The 18,757-nt window shown below is 63.7% G+C and carries 10 protein-coding genes; 3 read left to right on the top strand and 7 right to left on the bottom strand.

The window, feature by feature from the left end; all coding sequences use genetic code 11:
* Positions 1-9: 9 nt before the first annotated feature.
* Both LSO07_RS22475 and LSO07_RS22480 read right to left on the bottom strand, forming a co-directional pair.
* A complete protein-coding gene (locus LSO07_RS22475) occupies positions 10-2,421 on the bottom strand; it encodes a TonB-dependent siderophore receptor (protein WP_225317389.1) in 2,412 nt (803 codons plus the stop codon).
* A 146-nt stretch (positions 2,422-2,567) separates the two neighbouring features.
* Positions 2,568-4,247, bottom strand: a complete 1,680-nt coding sequence (locus tag LSO07_RS22480) for a serine hydrolase (RefSeq protein WP_151096611.1) — start codon at positions 4,245-4,247, stop codon at positions 2,568-2,570.
* A 197-nt stretch (positions 4,248-4,444) separates the two neighbouring features.
* Here LSO07_RS22480 and yidD point away from each other — a divergent pair, with 197 nt between their 5' ends.
* From yidD to LSO07_RS22495, 3 genes are all read left to right on the top strand, one after another.
* Positions 4,445-4,870 carry a membrane protein insertion efficiency factor YidD gene (gene yidD / locus LSO07_RS22485; RefSeq protein WP_151096612.1) on the top strand — a complete coding sequence of 142 codons (426 nt, stop codon included), beginning with the start codon at positions 4,445-4,447 and terminating at the stop codon, positions 4,868-4,870.
* Positions 4,871-5,135: 265 nt separating this feature from the next.
* The gene (locus LSO07_RS22490) at positions 5,136-6,077 is read left to right on the top strand and encodes a bestrophin family protein (protein ID WP_034788620.1); all 942 of its coding nucleotides are present in this window, start codon (positions 5,136-5,138) and stop codon (positions 6,075-6,077) included.
* An 82-nt stretch (positions 6,078-6,159) separates the two neighbouring features.
* On the top strand, positions 6,160-6,360 hold the full coding sequence (locus tag LSO07_RS22495) for a heavy-metal-associated domain-containing protein (protein ID WP_151096613.1): 201 nt from the start codon (positions 6,160-6,162) through the stop codon (positions 6,358-6,360).
* Between the two features lie 46 nt (positions 6,361-6,406).
* On the opposite strand, the gene LSO07_RS22500 is transcribed toward LSO07_RS22495, so the two are convergent.
* The 5 genes from LSO07_RS22500 to LSO07_RS22520 all read right to left on the bottom strand — a co-directional run bounded on the left by LSO07_RS22500 (position 6,407) and on the right by LSO07_RS22520 (position 18,748).
* Positions 6,407-7,135 carry a glutathione S-transferase gene (locus LSO07_RS22500; protein ID WP_151096614.1) on the bottom strand — a complete coding sequence of 243 codons (729 nt, stop codon included), beginning with the start codon at positions 7,133-7,135 and terminating at the stop codon, positions 6,407-6,409.
* Between the two features lie 20 nt (positions 7,136-7,155).
* Positions 7,156-7,575: a Cu(I)-responsive transcriptional regulator gene (cueR, locus tag LSO07_RS22505; protein ID WP_034788623.1), complete on the bottom strand. Its 420-nt coding sequence runs from the start codon at positions 7,573-7,575 to the stop codon at positions 7,156-7,158.
* Position 7,576: 1 nt separating this feature from the next.
* Positions 7,577-10,012: a heavy metal translocating P-type ATPase gene (locus tag LSO07_RS22510; RefSeq protein ID WP_151096615.1), complete on the bottom strand. Its 2,436-nt coding sequence runs from the start codon at positions 10,010-10,012 to the stop codon at positions 7,577-7,579.
* Positions 10,013-10,116: 104 nt separating this feature from the next.
* A complete protein-coding gene (locus tag LSO07_RS22515; protein ID WP_225317390.1) occupies positions 10,117-10,872 on the bottom strand; it encodes a FecR family protein in 756 nt (251 codons plus the stop codon).
* Positions 10,841-18,748 (bottom strand): YDG domain-containing protein, encoded by a 7,908-nt coding sequence (locus tag LSO07_RS22520; protein WP_151096616.1) that lies wholly within the window; start codon positions 18,746-18,748, stop codon positions 10,841-10,843. The genes LSO07_RS22515 and LSO07_RS22520 overlap by 32 nt, the downstream gene beginning before the upstream one ends.
* Positions 18,749-18,757 lie beyond the last annotated feature (9 nt).

Raw genomic sequence — 18,757 nt, forward strand, 5'->3', positions numbered from 1 at the left:
CTGCTACAGCTAGAAATTCACCTTCAGGCTCAGCAGGGCTTCGCGTTCGGCGCCACGGAAGATGCCGCCAAAGTATTTCTTGTCAAATACATTGCCGATATTCATAGCCAGGCGGTAACGCGCCGTTTCGTAGGCCACGGCGATATCGGCCAGGGTGTACGGATCATTCATGTACAGCGCATTGGCCGCGCCATTGTAGGGTGAACTGCCACGGTAGCGCAGGCCGCCAGCGAGCATCAGGCCGGGCACGGCCATGGGCCGGTAGTCGAGCCAGACACTGGCCGCATGGCGCGTCGTCTGCAGGGTCTGGCGGCCGATTTCGTAGTCGCGGTTGCTCTTCGTCGTGCGCGGGTCCAGATAGGTATAGCCGGCCAGCACGCTCAACTCGGGCAAGGGTTTGAACGTACCTTCCAGTTCCACGCCCGTCGAACGTACCTCGCCCGTCTGTAGTGACGAACGCGGGTGCAGCGGATCCGGCGTGGTGACATTCGTTTGCGTCAGATCAAACAGCGATGCCGTCAACATGGTCGATGTGCCGGCAGGCTGGTACTTGATACCCAGCTCCACCTGCTTGCCCTTGCGTGGCTGAAAAGCCTTGCCGTCAAAGTCGCGGCCCGTGGCCGGGTCGAACGAGGTGGCATAGCTGGCATACGGCGCCACGCCATTGTCGAACAGGTACAGCAGGCCGGCACTGCCCGTGGTGGCATTGTCGTCGATGCGCGTGCTCGCCGAATTGAGCTGCGTGCTGCGCGCGCGGTCGTGGCGCAGGCTGGCATTCGCCACCCATGCGCCCAGCTTGAACTGGTTCAACGTGTAGATGCCCGTCTGCTTGAGTTCAGTGTCGGTATAGTCGAGTCCCGGCGCGGCGATCGATTGATGGTAGACCGGCGCATGGATATCGAGGTTCGGCACGTCCCAGCCAAAGCCCAGGCCATCGTTTTCCTTGTATTTCAGGTAATCGATGCCCGCCACGAAGCGGTGCCCGATCTCGCCCCAGCGAAAGTCCTTTTGCGCGCGGCTGTCGACCGTCCAGGTCTTGCCGTCCACTTTTTCCGCCAGGCTGCCGCGCGTGGCCGTGCGCCCGTCAGGCAGCAAATCCATGGCGTAGATATGCTGGTAATCAACCTTGATGGTCGCATAGCGCAAATTTTGCGTCAGCTTCCATCCATTCCCTGTTGCATGCTCGAACATATAGCCAAGGGCGCGCGTATCGCGGTCGAAATAGTCGAAGGACGGGTCGCCCGCCGTGCGGCTGACGGGCAAGTCCTTGATCTGCGGATGGACAAACAGGCTGGGCCACCATGGCTTCGGCGTGCCCCGCTCTTGCGAATATGTGCCCAGTACGGTCAGGCTGGTGCGCGCCGAGATGTCCCAGCGCAGCGAGGGCGAGATGGAAACGCGGTTGTTCTTCGATTCGATGGGACGATCGTCGGCATCGCGGCCCGTCAGCGTGACGCGGTACAGCAAGCCATCGTTGCCCGCGACAGCGCCGCCCAGGTCGGCATTGATCTGATAGCGGTGATAGCGTCCCGCGGAAAACCCCACGCTATTGACGTGGTCTGCATCCGGCAGCTTGGAAGTGACATTGATCATGCCGCCCGGGCGGCCCTGGCCGTAGAAGACGGACGCGGGCCCCTTGATGACTTCGACGCTGTCGAGATCTGCCATTTCGCTATTCCACGAACCATAACTGCCCGCCGACAGCAGCTTCAAGCCATCTTGGTAGTACGAGCTGCCATCGCTGAAGCCGCGGATGGTGGCGCCCGACATGCGCACGTCGGCACCCGTCACGTCCGTCAGCACGCCCGCCGTATAGGCCAGCGCCTGTTCGATGCTTTTCGGGGCCTGCGTCTTGATCTGTTCACGCGTGACAACGGAAATGGCGCGCGGCGTCTCGAGCAATGGCGTGCCCATCTTGGTGGCGGCCACGCTGATGGGCACATAGCCGCGCGACACCGTGCCCTCGCCTGCGTCAGCCGCTGCCATGACGGAAATCAATGGCATGACGGCGTCGGGCGCCGTGCTGGCCACGGCAGGCGCGGCGCGCAGCACGTAGCTGCCCGCCTCCAGTTCGACCGCCTGCAAGCCCGTACCCGCCAGCAAGACGGCCAGGGCAGCCTGCGGCGTGTACTGGCCTTGCAGGCCGGCCGTGCTCTTGCCGCTGGCCTGGTCTGGCGTGTAGCTGAGCAAGACATTCGCCGCACTGGCCAGGCTGCGCAGCGCGGGGGCCAGCGGACCGGCAGGAATGTCGTAGGCCAGGCGCATGGCGCCAGCCTGCTGGGCATTGGCCGCTTGCGCCTGCGCCAGGGCTGGCGTGGCGGCGTACAGCGCCAGGCTGCACACGGCCAGCGACACGGCACGGGCGATGGGAAGGATTTGCGGTGTAGAAATATAGTAGCGCTGCTTGCGACGAACGGACATGGTGTAAAGCCTCTCAAATGGACTGCTGAAATGATTCCCTTACTTAGCAGGTGCCTTGAGAATGCGAATCGGTCAGGCTGGACACGAAAAAATAATGCCTGCCGGCAGTATCGACTGGCCGGCAGGCATGCGCTGTATTGCGGCGATCAGTTCACGCGTTTGGCCGGCATATCCTGCCCCTCCTGGCGCAGCACCAGTTGTTGCGTCTTGCCGTCGGCATCCTTGCTGAAACGCACTTCCGCATCGACTTCATTCGAGAAGAAAGCCGTCTCGCTCATCGGCAGCATGGCCAGCTTGCGGAAACCCGTCACCTGGGCGAAGAATTTATCGCCTTCGCGCGTCACTTCCAGGTAGACCTCGGGCGCCAGCGCATACCTGCCCACGTAGGCATCGAATTGCGCCGTCGTCATGGCGACCACCGTACGCGCCGGCTTGGCGGCGCTGGCGCGTTCGTGCACCGTCTTCGATTCGCCGCCGTCATTGAGGATCAGCTGCGCCTCGCCCTTCGGTCCCCGCTCGAATTCGGCAGTGGTGAGCGTATTTTCGATCAGAAAGCCATTTGGCGAGTACGCCAGCATGCGCTGGGCGGGACGGCCCGTGCGCTGCAGCAGCAAGTTGCCCTCAAAGTTGCGGATCGTATAGCCGGCCTTGTCGTTGATGGCGTACACGCCCGCGTACGCATCGAGGATGGCGGGCTTGAGCGTGATGACCTTGATCTCGGGATACGGCCGGCCCACGGCGACAGCCGCCGCCTTGCGCGCCACCACGTCGGGATTGACCAGGCCCGTGTCCGAGTTTTCCAGCACGGCCACATAGACTTTTTCCTTCGGCAAACGCATCGCATACGTGGCAAAACCATTGATGCCGCCGCTATGGTGGATGACGGGCGTGTTTTGCCAGGTGCCCACCTTCCAGCCCAAGCCGGAACGGGTCGCCTTGCCATCGTTCAGCTTGGCCTGCGTGAACGCCTGCTGCCAGGTGGAAGCCTTGAGCAGCTTGCCGTCGGAGATGGCCGCGTCCCAGCGCGCCAGGTCATCCACGGTGGACACGAGCGCGCCGGCCGCATACGGCTGCGTCATGCTCAGGGGCAAGTTCGGCACATAGGTCTCGCCCGAACGGATATGCCCGGCCGCGCGCTTGGCCGGCCGGCGCTCGTGGCCTTCATAGGCAGTATCGTACATGCCCAGTGGCACGAAGATCTGCTGTTCCACAAACGTGGCATACGGCTGGCCCGATGCCTTTTCAATGATGGCGCCCAGCAGGAAATAGCCGGAACTGCTGTAACTCCACTGCGTGCCCGGCTCAAAGTCGGGCGCATCGTTCTTGAAGAAATCGATCATCTGCGCCACGCTCAAGTCTTTCGTGCTGTTGGGCACAAATTCCGGCTTCCTTGTGTAGTCGTGGATGCCGGACGTATGCGCGAGCAGCTGTTCGATCGTGATTTTCTTGCCATGCGTCGGATAGTCGGGCAGGAACTTCGTGATGTCATCGGTGATGGCCAGCTTGCCCTGGTCGGCCAGCAGCAGGATGGCGACGGCCGTGAATTGCTTGGAAATGGACCCCAGGCGCAGCGACATGTCAGGCGTCAGCGGCTGGCCATCCTTCACGCTGGCCAGGCCATACGCCTTGCGCAACAGGGGCTGTCCATCCTTGACGACGATGACGACGGCGCCAGGTTCCGTGGCCTTGTAATAGGGAGCGATACTGGCGTCGATTTGCGCGGCCAGCGCTTGCTGCTGGCTCAGGGGCGCCGGCTGGCCAGCCCAGCCGGTTGGCGCTTGCAACAGGATCAACGTGGCGAGGCAGATGCTGGAAACTGTAAACATGCAGATCACTTTCACAGGAAGGATAAACAAGCTTGGCCATGCCCCTGGCGGCGGCTATCGGGATGACATTTTTTGCTTTAGGAAATATTTCCAAATAGCTCATTCAGCCTAGCAGACACAACCTGAGCAATTCTCTCCATTTGTCACATTGATAATTCATGCGGGCCCAACGCTATGCATTTCGGGCCACCTGTCGTATGCTCGAAACACGGCTTTACGACCATCGCAAAGGATGCATCATTTTTACCCTCGATACCTGTGGCAAGCACCTGGCCCTGTGGACCATACGCGCCTATCAGCGCTACCTGTCGCCCTGGAAGGGGTTTTCCTGCGCCTACCGCGTGCTGACCGGGCGCGACAGTTGCTCCGCCTATGGCTACAAGGTGATTGCACGCCACGGCTTGCGCGCAGGCTTGCCCTTGCTGCAACGGCGCTTGCGCGCCTGCGGCGAACGCCATCGCCAGCATCGGGAACTGCACCCGCAGGCGCGGCGTAGCGGCAGACACCTGGCCCAGGCGGGCTTTTGCGATTGCGACATTCCTTCGCCGGACTGCCACCATTGTTCCTGCGACCCATGCGACTTGCTCAATTGCGACTGGCCAAGACGAAAAAAGAGACCGTAGTTTCAGTCGTTATAGAGATTTTAATTACAAATGAAATATTCATTCATGAAATGAATAACGTCTATCGCCATTATGAATTGGCTGGAAGCGGGCCTGCGGCCTATACTCATGCCGTCTCCCCTACTTTGCTTCCCATGCACACCCTGCTCAGCCCGCATATATCGCGGGCTTTTTGTTCCCGGCAATTGCCACTCTGTCTTTCCCCTCTTACCGATCACCAGGTGCGCGTTTCCCCGCCAGCCCAGCTGCAAGCCGGGAGTACAGCATGATCGTGCGCGAGCGTCCTTCGGCGCTACGGCTGTTCCTCGTGGTGCGCGGTTCCGTCCTGCCGCGCATCCGCACCACGCTCATCGTCAATACCCTGATCGCCACCCTCGTCACCTGGTGCCACGGCACCTTGTTCGACCACAAGGTCATCCTCACCACCATCCCATTTACCCTGATCGGCTTGCCACTGGCCATCTTCCTGGGCTTTCGCAACACGGCCGCCTATGACCGCTACTGGGAAGCGCGCAAGCTGTGGGGAGAACTGGTCTTGCGCAGCCGTAATTTCTCGCGCCAGTGCCAGACGATGATACGCAGCGACACGCCGGCCCACGCAAGGCTGGGCCTGGACGATGTGCGCGTGCGCATGATTTACCGTACCATCGCCTTTTGCCATGCACTGCGCCACCAGCTGCGCGACACGCGCGGACCGGCCGACTTGCAGCCGCTGCTGCGCCCGGCCGAATGGGAAGCGGCCTGCAAGGCGGCGAACCCGTCCGACTACCTGATGCTGCAGATGGGTCACGACCTGGCCGATTGCATCGCGCAAGGCCGCATCGACAGCATCCTGGCCACGCAGATCGATAACACGGTCTCGGCCATGGTAGCGGCAGGCGCCTCGTGCGAGCGCATCCGCAGCACGCCGATTCCCTTCTCGTACTCGCTGCTGCTGCACCGCACGGCCTATCTGTACTGTTTCCTGCTGCCCTTCGGCCTCGTCGATTCGCTCGGTTTCATGACGCCCTTCGTCGTCGCCATCGTCGCCTACACCTTCTTTGGCCTCGATGCGCTGGGCGACGAGATCGAGGAGCCGTTCGGCGAAGATGCCAACGATCTGCCGCTGTCAGCCATGTGCCGCGCCATCGACATCAGCTTGCGCGAATCCGTGCAGGACGAAAACGTGCCGCCGCCCATGCAAGCCGTCGACTTCCTGCTCCATTAAAACGCCGCAACGCTTCCGCTTGACCTTCCCACCGGGGCAAGGATTACAGTGGAAGCACTTAATCATTCAAGGAGTGCTTGTCATGTATCAGTTACAAGTTGAAAACATGAGTTGCGGCCATTGCGTCGGCGCAGTCACGAAAGCGGTGCAGACCATCGATCCTGCGGCACAGGTGCAGATCGACCTGGCAAGCAAGCGCGTCACGGTGGAGTCACCCGCCGAACTGGGCGCCATCAGCGCCGCCATCGTGGAGGCGGGCTACCCCGTCACCAGCGCACAATAACAGCAAAGCAGCACCAGGACAGCCGGCCTTTGCGCCGGCTGTTTTTTTATCCGTCCAGTTCGGGGTAATGGCGGAAGATGCCTTCTTCATTGAACGGGATCCTGCGCTTCGACTTCAGGTAGCGGGCAATATTCGGCCGCGCCGCCACCGCATCGTGCAGCGCAAACAGGGCTGGATACTGCGGCGCCAGGCGCGCCATGGCTTGCGGAAACGCATAGCGCAGGCCGGCCAGCATCTGGAACAGCGACAGGTCGCCATACGTGAGTCTGGCACCCACCAGGTACTGGCCGCGGCTGCGATTATTCAACAACACTTGCGTGAAATAGGAAAGAAACTTGGGCAAACGTGTTTCGCGGAAATCCGCGCTGCGCAGCATGGCCGCCTGCTGTTGCTCCTCGTAATATTGATTCATCGACAGCGGATGATGCGTGTCGTGCACTTCCGTCAGCCAGTCGGCCATCGTCAGTTGCAGCTGGTTCAGCCACAAACGGCCGCTTTCCGTACGCGGCGCCAGGCCCAGGCGCCGGCCCAGGTACAAGAGGATATTCGTGGTCTGGCCGATCAGCACGTCGCCATCGCGCAGCACGGGCGGTGCGTAGGCTGCCTGTGGCATGCTGTCGCCATCGAGGCAGGCCAGCATGGCGGGAACGCCTTGCCCCTTGCGTTCAGGCAAACGGGCGATATCGCGGTAGTCGGCGCCCGCCTCTTCCAAGGCCAGCCGGATGAATTCGCCGCGCCCCTGTATCGTGGGCCAGTAATACAGTTCATACGCCATAGCCCCTCCGTTGATTTACATCAATGGCAACATGCTTTCGCGTCCGTGTCACCAGCCAACCCCAGGCTTTGCAGGATGGGGCAATCGGGCTTGTCGTCGCCATGGCACGATTGCGCCAGGTGAGCCAGGGTATCGCGCATTTCCGTCAGTTCGGCGATGCGCTTGTTGAGCTCGGCAACGTGGGCCAGGGCGATGCCTTTCACGTCCGCGCTGGCGCGCTGGTCGTTTTGCCACAGCGACAGCAACTCGCGGATCTGTTCCAGCGAAAAGCCAAGACCCCGCCCGCGCTTGATGAAGCGCAAGGCGTGCAAGTCGTTCGGCGTGTAGATGCGGTAACCGGCGTCGCTGCGCGCGCTGGGTTTTAATAATGCAATACTCTCGTAGTAGCGTATCATTTTTGCCGATACGCCCGTTTCGCTTGCCGCCTGGCCGATATTCATCCTATGACTCCTTGGTATGCGCGCTAGCTGCATGACTGCGGGCTTTCCAGCGCCGCAGCAACAGGGCATTGCTGATCACACTGACCGAACTGAAGGCCATCGCCGCGCCCGCCACCATGGGGTTGAGCAAGCCGAAGGCGGCCAGCGGAATGCCGATCAGGTTATAAATGAAGGCCCAGAACAGATTCTGCCGTATCTTGCTGTAGGTGCGGCGCGAGATATCGATGGCGTCCGCCACCAGGGCCGGATCGCCGCGCATCAGCGTGATGCCGGCCGCATGCATGGCCACATCCGTGCCCGTCGACATGGCGATGCCCACGTCGGAGGCCGCCAGCGCGGGCGCATCGTTGATGCCGTCGCCCACCATGGCGACTTTCGCGCCCTCGCCTTTCAGCGCGACAATTTTAGCGGTTTTATCGGCCGGCAGCATTTTCGCCGCCACCGTGTCGATGCCCAGCAGCTTGCCGACGGCGTCGGCGCTGCCCTGGTTATCTCCCGTCAACATCACGGTGCGGATGCCCAGGCTGTGCAAATGGGCAATGGCCGCCTGCGCGTTCGGCTTGACCTGGTCGCTGAAGGCAAACAGGCCCAGCAGTTCCGATCCCGACGCCAGCCACGAGATCGTGTTGCCCGTGGCTTCCAGTTCCTGCGCCTGCGCGGCCAGCGGCGTCATGTCCACGTTCAACTCCTGCATCAGCCGGGTGCTGCCCAGCTTCAATTCCAGGCCATCGACGTGGGCCGCCAGGCCGCGGCCCGGCAAGGCCGACAGGGCCGTGGCTGGCAAGGGGTCGATGTGGCGCGCGGCAGCAGCATCCAGCACGGCCGTCGCCAGGCTGTGTTCGCTGCCACGCTGGATGCTGGCCGCCAGCTGCAGCAGCCGCGCATCCTCGATGCCATGCGCATGCAGGGCCGCCAGCGCCGGTTTTCCCACCGTCAGGGTGCCCGTCTTGTCGAACACGACGGTATTGACGGCGTGCGCCACTTCCAGCGCTTCCGCATCTTTGATCAGGATGCCGTAGCGGGCAGCCACGCCCGTGCCGGCCATGATGGCCGTCGGCGTGGCCAGGCCCAGCGCACAGGGGCAGGCGATGACCAGCACGGCCACGGCATTGATGATGGCGTTCTCCAGCTCGCCGGTAGCGAGCCACCAGCCCAGCATGGTCAGCAGCGCCAGCACCAGCACCACGGGCACAAAGATGGCGCTGACCTTGTCGACCAGATGCTGGATCGGCGCCTTGGCCGCCTGCGCATCTTCCACCAGGCGGATGATGCGCGAGAGGGTCGTCTCGCCGCCCACGGCTTGCGTGCGCACCAGCAGCAAGCCGTCCGCATTGATGGCGCCGCCCGTGACCTTGTCGCCCACATGCTTATCGACCGGCAAGCTTTCGCCCGTGATCAGCGATTCGTTGATCTGGCTGGCGCCTTCCACCACCACGCCATCGACGGCTACCCGCTCGCCGGGACGGATGACCACCAGGTCGCCCACTTTCACCTGCTCCACGGGCAAGTCCAGCTCCACACCGTCGCGGCGCACGCGCGCCGATTCCGGACGCAAGACTTGCAGCGCGCGGATGGCAGAGGCCGTCTGGCGCTTGGCGCGGCTTTCCAGCCATTTGCCCAACAGCACCAGGGTGATGACGACGGCCGACGCTTCGAAATACAGGTGCGGCAGCATCGCGCCCGCCGTCAGCCATTGGTAGACGGACAAGCCATACGCGGCGCTCGTACCCAGCGCCACCAGCAAGTCCATGTTGCCGCTACCGGCGCGGGCAGCCTTCCAGCCCGCCTTGTAGAAGCGCGCGCCAAAGTAAAACTGCACGGGCGTGGCCAGCGCGAATTGCAGCCAGCCTGGCAACATCAAATGGATGCCGGCCCACTCGAGCAGCATGGGCAGCATCAAGGGGAAAGCCAGGACGGCCGCGAACGCCACTTTCATGCCATCACGGTTCGGTGCGGCAGCGGGCGCGCTGGCCTGGCTGGCGGCGGGCACCTTGGCGGCATAGCCGGCCTTGTCGATGGCGGCGATCAGGGTGCCCGCTTCCAGGCCGCCCGTCACCTTGATGCGCGCGCTTTCCGTGGCCAGGTTGACGCTGGCGGCCAGCACGCCTGGCACTTTCAGCAAGGCTTTTTCCACCCTGCCCACGCAAGAGGCGCACGTCATGCCGGCGATGTTCAGGTCGATCTCGCGCTGCGCCACCGTGTAGCCGGCCTTTTCCACTGCCGCCTGCAAGGTGGCCAGGGGAATCGGCGTGCTGGACGTGACTTTTGCCACTTCGGTGGCCAGGTTGACGCTGGCCTGGCTCACGCCAGGCACGGCGGCCAGGGCCTTTTCCACGCGGCCCACGCACGAGGCGCAGCTCATCCCTTCGATGGCCAGCGCCTGCGCATGCGCGGCGTCGGGAGGGAAAGCGGCGGGGACGAGTGCACTCTGGTTCATGGCAGATCCTGTACGAAAGATTAACGAATAGGGTCAGGATCTGCTATCCAACGATGGGAAGGTCAAGCCCTATTTGCAAAGTGTGCGGGCTTGTTTGCGGATGCTTAACGCACCACGCAGTCGATGGCGGCAGGCTTGCCGCTGTTGGCGCCGGCGCCCGTGCTGGACAGCGGCGTCGAAAACGCCGGCGGCGGGGTGAACGGGATGCCGGGATTGACGGGCAGCATCACGGGCGGCTGCTTGAAGCTGGGCGTAAAACCGAACTGGCCGGCAGCAAAATTTTGCGTCCCGGCAGGATTGGTGACATGAATCAAGCCATCGAGCACCTGCACATACAAGCCCGGCGCCCTCGCCGCCCCGACTGGCGGCGATACCGTTGGCAGCGCCGGTGCCGACGGTGCTACGTAACTGGCAACAAACGTCGTGCCGCGGATGCCGATGGTGGCGGCCGGCGTCTTCATCTCGAAGCGCTCCTTGTTGCGCTTGCCCAGCAATCCCGTGACGGAACGCAAGCCGCCCTTGAGCAAGCTGAAGATGGCATGGTCGCCGTCAGGCTGCTCGGCCGTGTAGCTGAATTGCTCGATCACGAAACTGGTATTCGGCTTCAGGGTGATTTCGCTATTGTCGATCAGCTTGATCAAGGCATAGGTCTCCTTTTCCGTCAGCAAGGTGTCCCCCTGCTCGACTTCGGACTTGATGGCCAGGATCTTCACCTTGCCATCCGCCTTCTTGGCCATCAGCGGACCACTCAATTGCATGACGGTACCGGCCACCTGGCCGGCCCAGGCGTGCGCGCCCATGCACATCAGGGCCAGCCACAGCAGGGCCTTAATTGCAGTACATTTTTTTAGTAGGGTCATCGAATTTGTATCCTGTGGGTTTATCTGTGGCATCGGCAACATCCTTGCTATCCGGCTTCTTGTCGTCCAGCTTGGCTGGCGGCGTGGACGCGAGCGTGTCGTTGGCACGGTCCGCCTGCTTGATGATGCGCAAGGCATCGTCGATGGCCGCGCTCGTGGCGGCATCGATCACGGGCTTGTCGATGGTCGTCGCTGGCAGGAAGATGGCGTCCGCCATGCTCACCGTGCCATTCGGCGCCAGCAGAATCACGCCGCTGCGCTGGCGGTTGATGCGCACGCCCGAGTCGCCCGTGATGCTGCCCGTTTTCGCCAGCACGCTCATGCTGGACGCTGCCGGCAAAGCGACGCTTGCCGTGTCAGCGAAGCGCACATGGCCTTCCGCGCTGGCGGCAAAATTGCCACCGCTAACAATCTGCGCATTGCCGCCGACATGGATGTCGCGACCCGCCGTCAAACTGACATGGCGCACAGCTGCCAACTGCGCCCCATCGCCCAGCAGCACGTCCGTGCTGGCATTGAGGGCGATATCATTGCCCTCGATCTTGCCGTTGACAGTGACGGGGCTGTGCGCCGTCACGCTGACGTTGCCGCCATGCGCATTGATATTGCCAGCCGCGACACCGCCCGTGTTGTCGATGGCGATATTGCCCGCGCCCGTGGTGAGCGTTCCCAGGGTCAAGATACCCGGCGCCGAGGTATTGTTCAGCGCAATGCCGCCCCCTGCACTATTGCTGGCGGTAAAACTACCCACCTGGTTGCCCGCATTGCCCAGCACGATGCCATCGCGCGCCTGCGCAGCCAGGCTGCTGGCGAGCAGCGCGCCGTCCTGGCCGATGGCGCCGTTCAGGGCGCTCAATTTCACTTCGTTCGCCGCCAGGCTGGCGAAACGCAAGTCGCCAGCCGCTTGCGTGATGACCAGCTGGCCCGCGAGCCGGATGGCGCCGGCCGCCTGGCTGAAGCTGTTTGCGACGAGCAAGTTGCCGTTGCCGCTCAGCAGCCCGCCGCCTTGCGCGTAGCGCTCCGTCGACAGGCTGCCGTTCAGCAACAGGCTGCCGCCGTTGATTTCCAGGCCGGCCAGGCCGCTCAGCACGGAGAGGTCCAGCGCGCTTTCCCCCAAGGTCAGGCTGCCGCCCGTCAACAGCAAGCCCGTCGCCGAGTTCAGGTTTTTCAGGATGGTGCTGCCGGCCGCCGCGCTGTAGGTGACGATGCCCTTGCTGTTGCTGAAGTCGACCGCCAGCACGTTCGCGCCTTCCGGCACCACGCCGCCGTCCCAGTTGGCGGCATCGCTCCACAAGCCGCTGCCGCTGCCGACCCAGGTGGACAATTGTTTTTGAGCAATTGATGCCTGCGCCGTGCCGCCCGTCGTTTCCAGGGTGTAGTTGCCCGCATCGGCGCCCGCCAGGCGGAAACCGCTGGCCGTCACCAGCTTGCCCGTACCCGCATTCTTGTCGGCAAAGCTGCCGCTGCCGCCCACCACGCTGACCACATCCTGGCCCAGCACGCCGTTCGCCGACGCGCTGACCGCCGCGGAAGTCGTTCCGTCATACACCTTGCCGGCGGCGCTCAGGCTTGCCAGGGTCAGGCTGGCCGGTGTAATGCTGGCCAGCAAGCCCGTCGGCAAGACGATAAAGTAATTGCCCGCATCGGCGCCCGTCAGCGCCGCGCCGCTGAGCTGCACGGCCTTGGCCGCGCCCACGTTCTTGTCCGCAAAGCTGGCTACCGCCGAGGCCGTCAAACTGTCGCCAGCGATACGGTCATCGCCCAAACTCAGCTGCGCACCCGTCGTGCCATCGTAGACCTTGCTGCCCACCACGCCGGACAGGTTCAGCGCGCGCGCCGCGATATCGGCCGTGGTGCTGCCCGCATTGCTGCTCAGCACATAGTTGCCCGCATCGCCGCCACTCAAGGCCACATCCGTGACATTGACGGCCTTGCCGGCCCCCGCATTCCTGTTGCCAAACGCGGCACTGCCGCTCACGCTCAAGGCATCGCCCTGGATGCGGTCGTCGCCAAAGTGCACCTGCGCGCCCGTCGTGCCGTCATACGTCTTGTTGACGCCGTTGAAGCTCACGTTCAGGGTGCGCGCTGCGATGTCGGCCGTCGTGCTGCCGGTGCTTGCGCCCAGCACATAGTTGCCGGCATCGCCGCCGCTCAGCGCCACGTTCGTGACATTGACGGCCTTGCCCGCACCCGCATTCTTGTTGCCGAACGCGGCATTGCCAGCCACCGTCAAGGCATCGCCCTGGATACGGTCGTCGCCAAAGTGCACTTGCGCGCCCGTCGTGCCGTCATACGTCTTGTTGACGCCATTGAAGCTCACGTTCAGGGTGCGTGCCGCGATGTCGGCCGTGGTGCTGCCTGCATTGCTGCCCAGCACATAGTTGCCCGCATCGCCGCCGCTCAAGGCCACATCCGTGACATTGACGGCCTTGCCCGCACCCGCATTCTTGTTGCCGAACGCGGCATTGCCAGCCACCGTCAAGGTATCGCCCTGGATACGGTCGTCGCCAAAGTGCACTTGCGCGCCCGTCGTGCCGTCATACGTCTTGTTGACGCCATTGAAGCTCACGTTCAGGGTGCGCGCCGTGATGTCGGCCGTGGTGCTGCCCGCATTTCCATTCAGCACGTAGTTGCCCGCATCGGCGCCCGTCAGCTGGCCCGTCGCCACCTGGTAATCGACCACCTTGCCAATACCGACATGCTTGTCGCGGAAGCTGCCCTGCAAGCCGGTCATGCTGACCTGATCGCCCGTCACCAGGCCTTCGAAGTAGCCGTTCAGGCCAGCTTGCAAGGTGCCGTCGTAGACGCGGCTTTGCGCGCCCGTGACGCCATAGTTCAGCACGCGCGCCGTGATGTCGGCCGTCGTGCTGCCCGCATTTCCATTCAGCACGTAGTTGCCCGCGTCGGCGCCCGTCAGCTGGCCCGTCGCCACCTGGTAATCGACCACCTTGCCAATACCGACATGCTTGTCGCGGAAGCTGCCCTGCAAGCCAGTCATGCTGACCTGATCGCCCGTCACCAGGCCTTCGAAGTAGCCGTTCAGGCCCGCTTGCAAGGTGCCGTCGTAGACGCGGCTTTGCGCGCCCGTGACGCCATAGTTCAGCACGCGCGCCGTGATGTCGGCCGTGGTGCTGCCCGCATTTCCATTCAGCACGTAGTTGCCCGCATCGGCGCCCGTCAGCTGGCCCGTCGCCACCTGATAATCGACCACCTTGCCAGTACCGACATTCTTGTCGCGGAAGCTGCCCTGCAAGCCGGTCATGCTGACCTGATCGCCCGTCACCAGGCCCTCGAAGGAGCCGTTCAGGCCAGCTTGCAAGGTGCCGTCGTAGACGCGGCTTTGCGCGCCCGTGACGCCATAGTTCAGCACGCGCGCCGTGATGTCGGCCGTCGTGCTGCCCGCATTTCCATTCAGCACGTAGTTGCCCGCATCGGCGCCCGTCAGCTGGCCCGTCGCCACCTGATAATCGACCACCTTGCCAGTGCCCACATGCTTGTCGCGGAAACTGCCCTGCAACCCTGTCATGCTGACCTGATCGCCCGTCAGCAGGCCTTCGAAGTAGCCGTTCAGGCCAGCCTGCAAAGTACCGTCGTAGACGCGGCTTTGCGCGCCCGTGACGCCATAGTTCAGCACGCGCGCGCTGATGTCCGCCGTGCCGTCCGCCGTGGTCGCGGCCAGGCTGTAGTTGCCCAGTTCATTGCCGCCCAGGGCCAGGCCGCTGGCATGCACGGCCTTGCCGTTGCCCGCATTCTTGTCGAGGAAGGCGGCGCTGCCACTGATGCTGATATTATCGCTCGCCACCACATTGCCCAGCACAAAATTGGCACCGTCGTAACCCAGGGTGCCGTCATATATCTTGCCATTACCGCCGATACTCACCGTCAGCGCGCGCGGCGTGATGGCGAAGGTCGTCGTGCCGCCCAGGCTGATGTCGTACTTGGTCGACCACAGGCCTGTCGCGGCATAGCTGCCCACATTGCGCGCGTTGCTGCCGTAGCCGAGGCTGCCATTTACGCCCGTGTCGCCGTCGATCAATCCCACATAGCCGATTGAACCGAGGAAGGCAGCCAACTGGCCATCGTAGACCTTGCCCGCAGCATTGCCAGAAAGGTTCACTTGCAGCGGTTTCAGGAAAGCCTTCAGCATCGGTGTCGTGTAGCCATCGTAGATGCGCCACACGCTGCTGAAATTGTAGTCGTTGAACATGCCCTGCTGCTTCATCTGCGCCGTGCTGCGTCCGCTGGAACCACCGCCATCCATCAGCACCAGCGATGTTTCATAATTAAAAAAACCATAGCTGAACGGGGAACCGGAAGACACGCGGCCGGCTACCGCGCCTACTGCCGCATAGCCGCTGCCAGTCACGGCGCCACTGCTGAAGACATGGCTGACGCTGCCCGTGCTTTCGCCGACCAGCCCGCCCATGTTTTCCCAGGCGAGGATGGGATCGGCAACGCCGGCCCGGCCCACGGCACCGCTGGCATACGCATCATCGATGCTGCCGCCGTTCAGGCCCACCAGGCCGCCGATGCTGCGCGCGCCAGTGACATTGCCGGTGGCATAAGACTGGCTCAGCGCGCCCTGGTTATTGCCAACCAGGCCGCCGATCATTTCACGCGCGCCCGTCACCACGCCGGTGGCGTACGAGGTCGTGATGCTGGCGCCGGACGCATTCAATCCCGCCAGGCCGCCGATGGCGCCGCCGCCATCGGCATTGATGCCGGTGACGGCGCCGCTGCTGGCGGACAGCGTGATGGCGCCCCCGTTGCTGCCCACCAGGCCGCCAACATTGCGCTGGCCGCTGACGGCCATGCTGCTGTTCACGCCATCGATGTTGCCGCTGACGACCTCGCCCGCCAGCGCGCCCACGTTGGCCGTACCGGTGACGCTGCCACCGCTCAGGGTCAGGTTGCGCAAGGTGCCGCCCTGGACGGTGCCAAACAGGCCTGCCGCCGAACCGGACGCCAGGCTGCGGTCGATTTTCAAGTTACTGAGAGTAAATCCGGCGCCATCGAACATGCCGGAAAAACCGCTGCCGCTGCCGGCGATCGGCATAAAACCCTGGCCATCGTTCCAGTTCGCGGTGCCGCTGGCGTCGATATTGCCCGCCAGGCGATAGCTGTTGCCAAGGCCGAGGCTGCCGATGCCTTGCAAACCATGGATATCGGCGATCAGATAGGGCGAGGACGAACCGCCGTCGCCGCCTGCCGCGCGCAGGAAGCTCCCCTGCGCGATGCTGAAACCGCGCGCGGAAAACGCGGGCAGGCTGGCGCTGTTCTGCACCCAGCGGCCGCCATCGAGCACGAAGTCGCCGCCCACGCTGACGGCGCCGCTCGCGCTGATGTTATTGCCGGAAGCCAGGGTCAAGCCCTTGGCCACGCTGAGGGGGCCGTTCAGGTTGATATTGCCGCCCGTGCGCAGCACAAGCTGGTTCAACTCGCCTTGCGACGCCAGGTCCATCGCGCCCACGAGATTGACGACGCCGGTAAAACTGTCGCCACCCACCTGCACGGTGCCGGCGCTGATGGTCTTCAATTCCGCTTCGCTCAAACCCAGGCTGCCGGCATTGTCCGCCGCGCCCGTGCCCAGGGTGATGGCGCCCACGCTGGAACGGCGGTTCAGGCTGACGGTGCCACCCGCCGTGGCCGCTATCGATTGCGCACCGCCGCCCAGGCTCATATTGTCGGCAACCAGATTGACCGCGCCGGCGGACAAGCCGCCGTCACTGGCAAGCGACAGCAAGCCACCGGCCGTGGCGGTGATACTGCTGCCGTCCTGGCGCAGCGCCAGCGTGTTCGAGACGAGCACATTGCCGCCGCTTTCGAGCACCAGGTTTTTCACGCCGCCGTCCGCCGCGACCGTTGCCAGGTCGATCGCCTGCTCCACCGTCAGGTCGCCGCCTGCAGCGCTGCCGATATGCACACTGCCGGCGGCGATGCGGTTCAGTTCGGCGTTTGTCAGGCGCAGGCCGCTGCCGGGCTTGTCACCCAGCGCGATCTGCCGTGCCGCGCTGAACGCTTGCAGGGTCACCCCGGCATTGCCGGCGGCGCCGCCAACATTGATGGCGCCGTTGATGCTGATGTTGTCCGCCTCCAGCAGCACCGTCTGACCGGTGACGCCACTGCCCAGCAGCTGATCGCCGCTGCCCGTCAGGTCGATGGATCCACCGGCGACATTCGCGCGCAAGGTCAAATTGCCGTTGCCGACATTCACGGAGCCGACGCCGAAAGTGACGCCGGCGCCGGACAACCGTACGTCGCCATTGCCGCTGCCGAGCGCCGCGTTCAGATTCACATTCGAGCCGACGCCATAGGCCATGCCAGCGGCTGCATCATTGGCCGACAGCGTGATATGGCCGCCATTGGTGGTGATGGGCGCATTGACATTGATGATCTCGCCAGCCTGCGCCGTCAAGCCCACGCCTTTCTGCGCGATGTTGATGGCGCTGTTGAAATTGATGCGGTGCAGGGCCTGCAGCGTGACGTTGCTGCTGGCGCCGGAAATGAGGTCGGCGCCGATGCTGGCGTTGCCGGTGGCCGGAGAGTCGGCGAATTGATCGAAGGAACTCAACTGGCCGCCCGAACCGGCGACCACGGTGATATCGTAAGGATCGAGCAGCCAGTTGCCGCGCTTGCCATGCGCCGCACTGGTATTGACGCGGATGCCATCGACGGCCAGGTAATGGCCGGATGTTTCCACGAAGCCCCCGTCGCCGCCCTGCGCGCCGCCGCGCGCGGAAATACTGCCGTGTACCTGGGCCGATTCATTGCCCCAGGCGATGACCTTGCCGCCGTTGCCGCCATGGACGGCATCGGCATTGACGCTGGCGTCCTTGCCGACGAGCACCTGCCGCGCATTCTGCACGGCCGCGTTCTTGCCCTGGTAGTCGCCGCCCAGCAAGACCGTGCCGCCGCTCGTGGCGCCGCTGGCGTCGATTGCCGCATTGCCCAGCAAACCCACTTGCTCGCCCAGCACCTGGATGTCTCCCCCCTTGCCCACCGCGCCAGTGGCGCTGGTAACGCTGCCCGCCTCCAGCAACGCCTTGCCGCTGGCCTTGAGCACGATCCTGCCATTCTCGCCGACGACGGCGCTGTTGGCGTTGAGCACGCCGCGCTGGCTGACCAGCGCGCCGGCCATGCCGATGCTGCCGCCCTGGGCGATGATCTGGCCCAGGTTCAGGGCCTGGTCCGCTGGTGCCGAGACCAGCACGCGCAATTGCGGATTGCCGGGGTCGGCCAGCTGCACGCTGCGTCCGGCCGCCAGGATCACTTCGCCATTTGGCGCCGTGATGATGCCCGTGTTTTCCACGTTCGGCGCGATCAGCAGCACTTGCCCGCCCTTGCCCGCCTGGATCAGGCCCGCATTGCTGACACCGCCGGCCACGCCGCCGGCCGTGAACTGGCGCTTGCCGGCCAGGAAATCCTCGTTCGTCATGCCCAGGCTGGACGCCACCAGCCCGTTCACGTCCACTTTCGCGCCCTGGCCAAAGACGATGCCGTTCGGGTTGATCAGGAAGACCTTGCCGTTCGATTCGAGCGCGCCCAGGATCTTGCTGGGGTCTTGTCCCGTGATGCGGTTGAGTACGGCGCTATTGCCGTTCTGCTGGATGAAACGCGTGATTTCGCCCGCATGGATGGAAAAGCTCTGCCAGTTGATGATGGTGTTGGGCGTGTTCGTGATCGAGAAGATGTTGCCCTGCTGGTTGAACGTCGCCTGTCCGTTGACCACCTGCGGCAAGGCGGGGTTGGCCTGCGCCGCGCCGAAACAGCCGGCCAGCAGCAGCGCCAGCGCCGTGCGGCGCAGGGGCAGCGCAAAGGGTGACGAAAAGGATGGCGTCAGGATGAAAACGGAAGCGTGCTGGACATGGTTGTGCATGGTGTTCAT

The organism is Janthinobacterium sp. PLB04 (genome assembly GCF_021165895.1).
Taxonomy (GTDB): domain Bacteria; phylum Pseudomonadota; class Gammaproteobacteria; order Burkholderiales; family Burkholderiaceae_D; genus Janthinobacterium; species Janthinobacterium lividum.

Coding starts and splice junctions, on each gene's coding strand:
- yidD (WP_151096612.1), top strand. CDS start 4,445: ATGCTCGAAACACGGCTTTACGACCATCGCAAAGGATGCATCATTTTT.
- LSO07_RS22475 (WP_225317389.1), bottom strand. CDS start 2,421: ATGTCCGTTCGTCGCAAGCAGCGCTACTATATTTCTACACCGCAAATC.
- LSO07_RS22515 (WP_225317390.1), bottom strand. CDS start 10,872: ATGACCCTACTAAAAAAATGTACTGCAATTAAGGCCCTGCTGTGGCTG.
- cueR (WP_034788623.1), bottom strand. CDS start 7,575: ATGAATATCGGCCAGGCGGCAAGCGAAACGGGCGTATCGGCAAAAATG.
- LSO07_RS22500 (WP_151096614.1), bottom strand. CDS start 7,135: ATGGCGTATGAACTGTATTACTGGCCCACGATACAGGGGCGCGGCGAA.
- LSO07_RS22520 (WP_151096616.1), bottom strand. CDS start 18,748: ATGCACAACCATGTCCAGCACGCTTCCGTTTTCATCCTGACGCCATCC.
- LSO07_RS22510 (WP_151096615.1), bottom strand. CDS start 10,012: ATGAACCAGAGTGCACTCGTCCCCGCCGCTTTCCCTCCCGACGCCGCG.
- LSO07_RS22490 (WP_034788620.1), top strand. CDS start 5,136: ATGATCGTGCGCGAGCGTCCTTCGGCGCTACGGCTGTTCCTCGTGGTG.
- LSO07_RS22495 (WP_151096613.1), top strand. CDS start 6,160: ATGTATCAGTTACAAGTTGAAAACATGAGTTGCGGCCATTGCGTCGGC.
- LSO07_RS22480 (WP_151096611.1), bottom strand. CDS start 4,247: ATGTTTACAGTTTCCAGCATCTGCCTCGCCACGTTGATCCTGTTGCAA.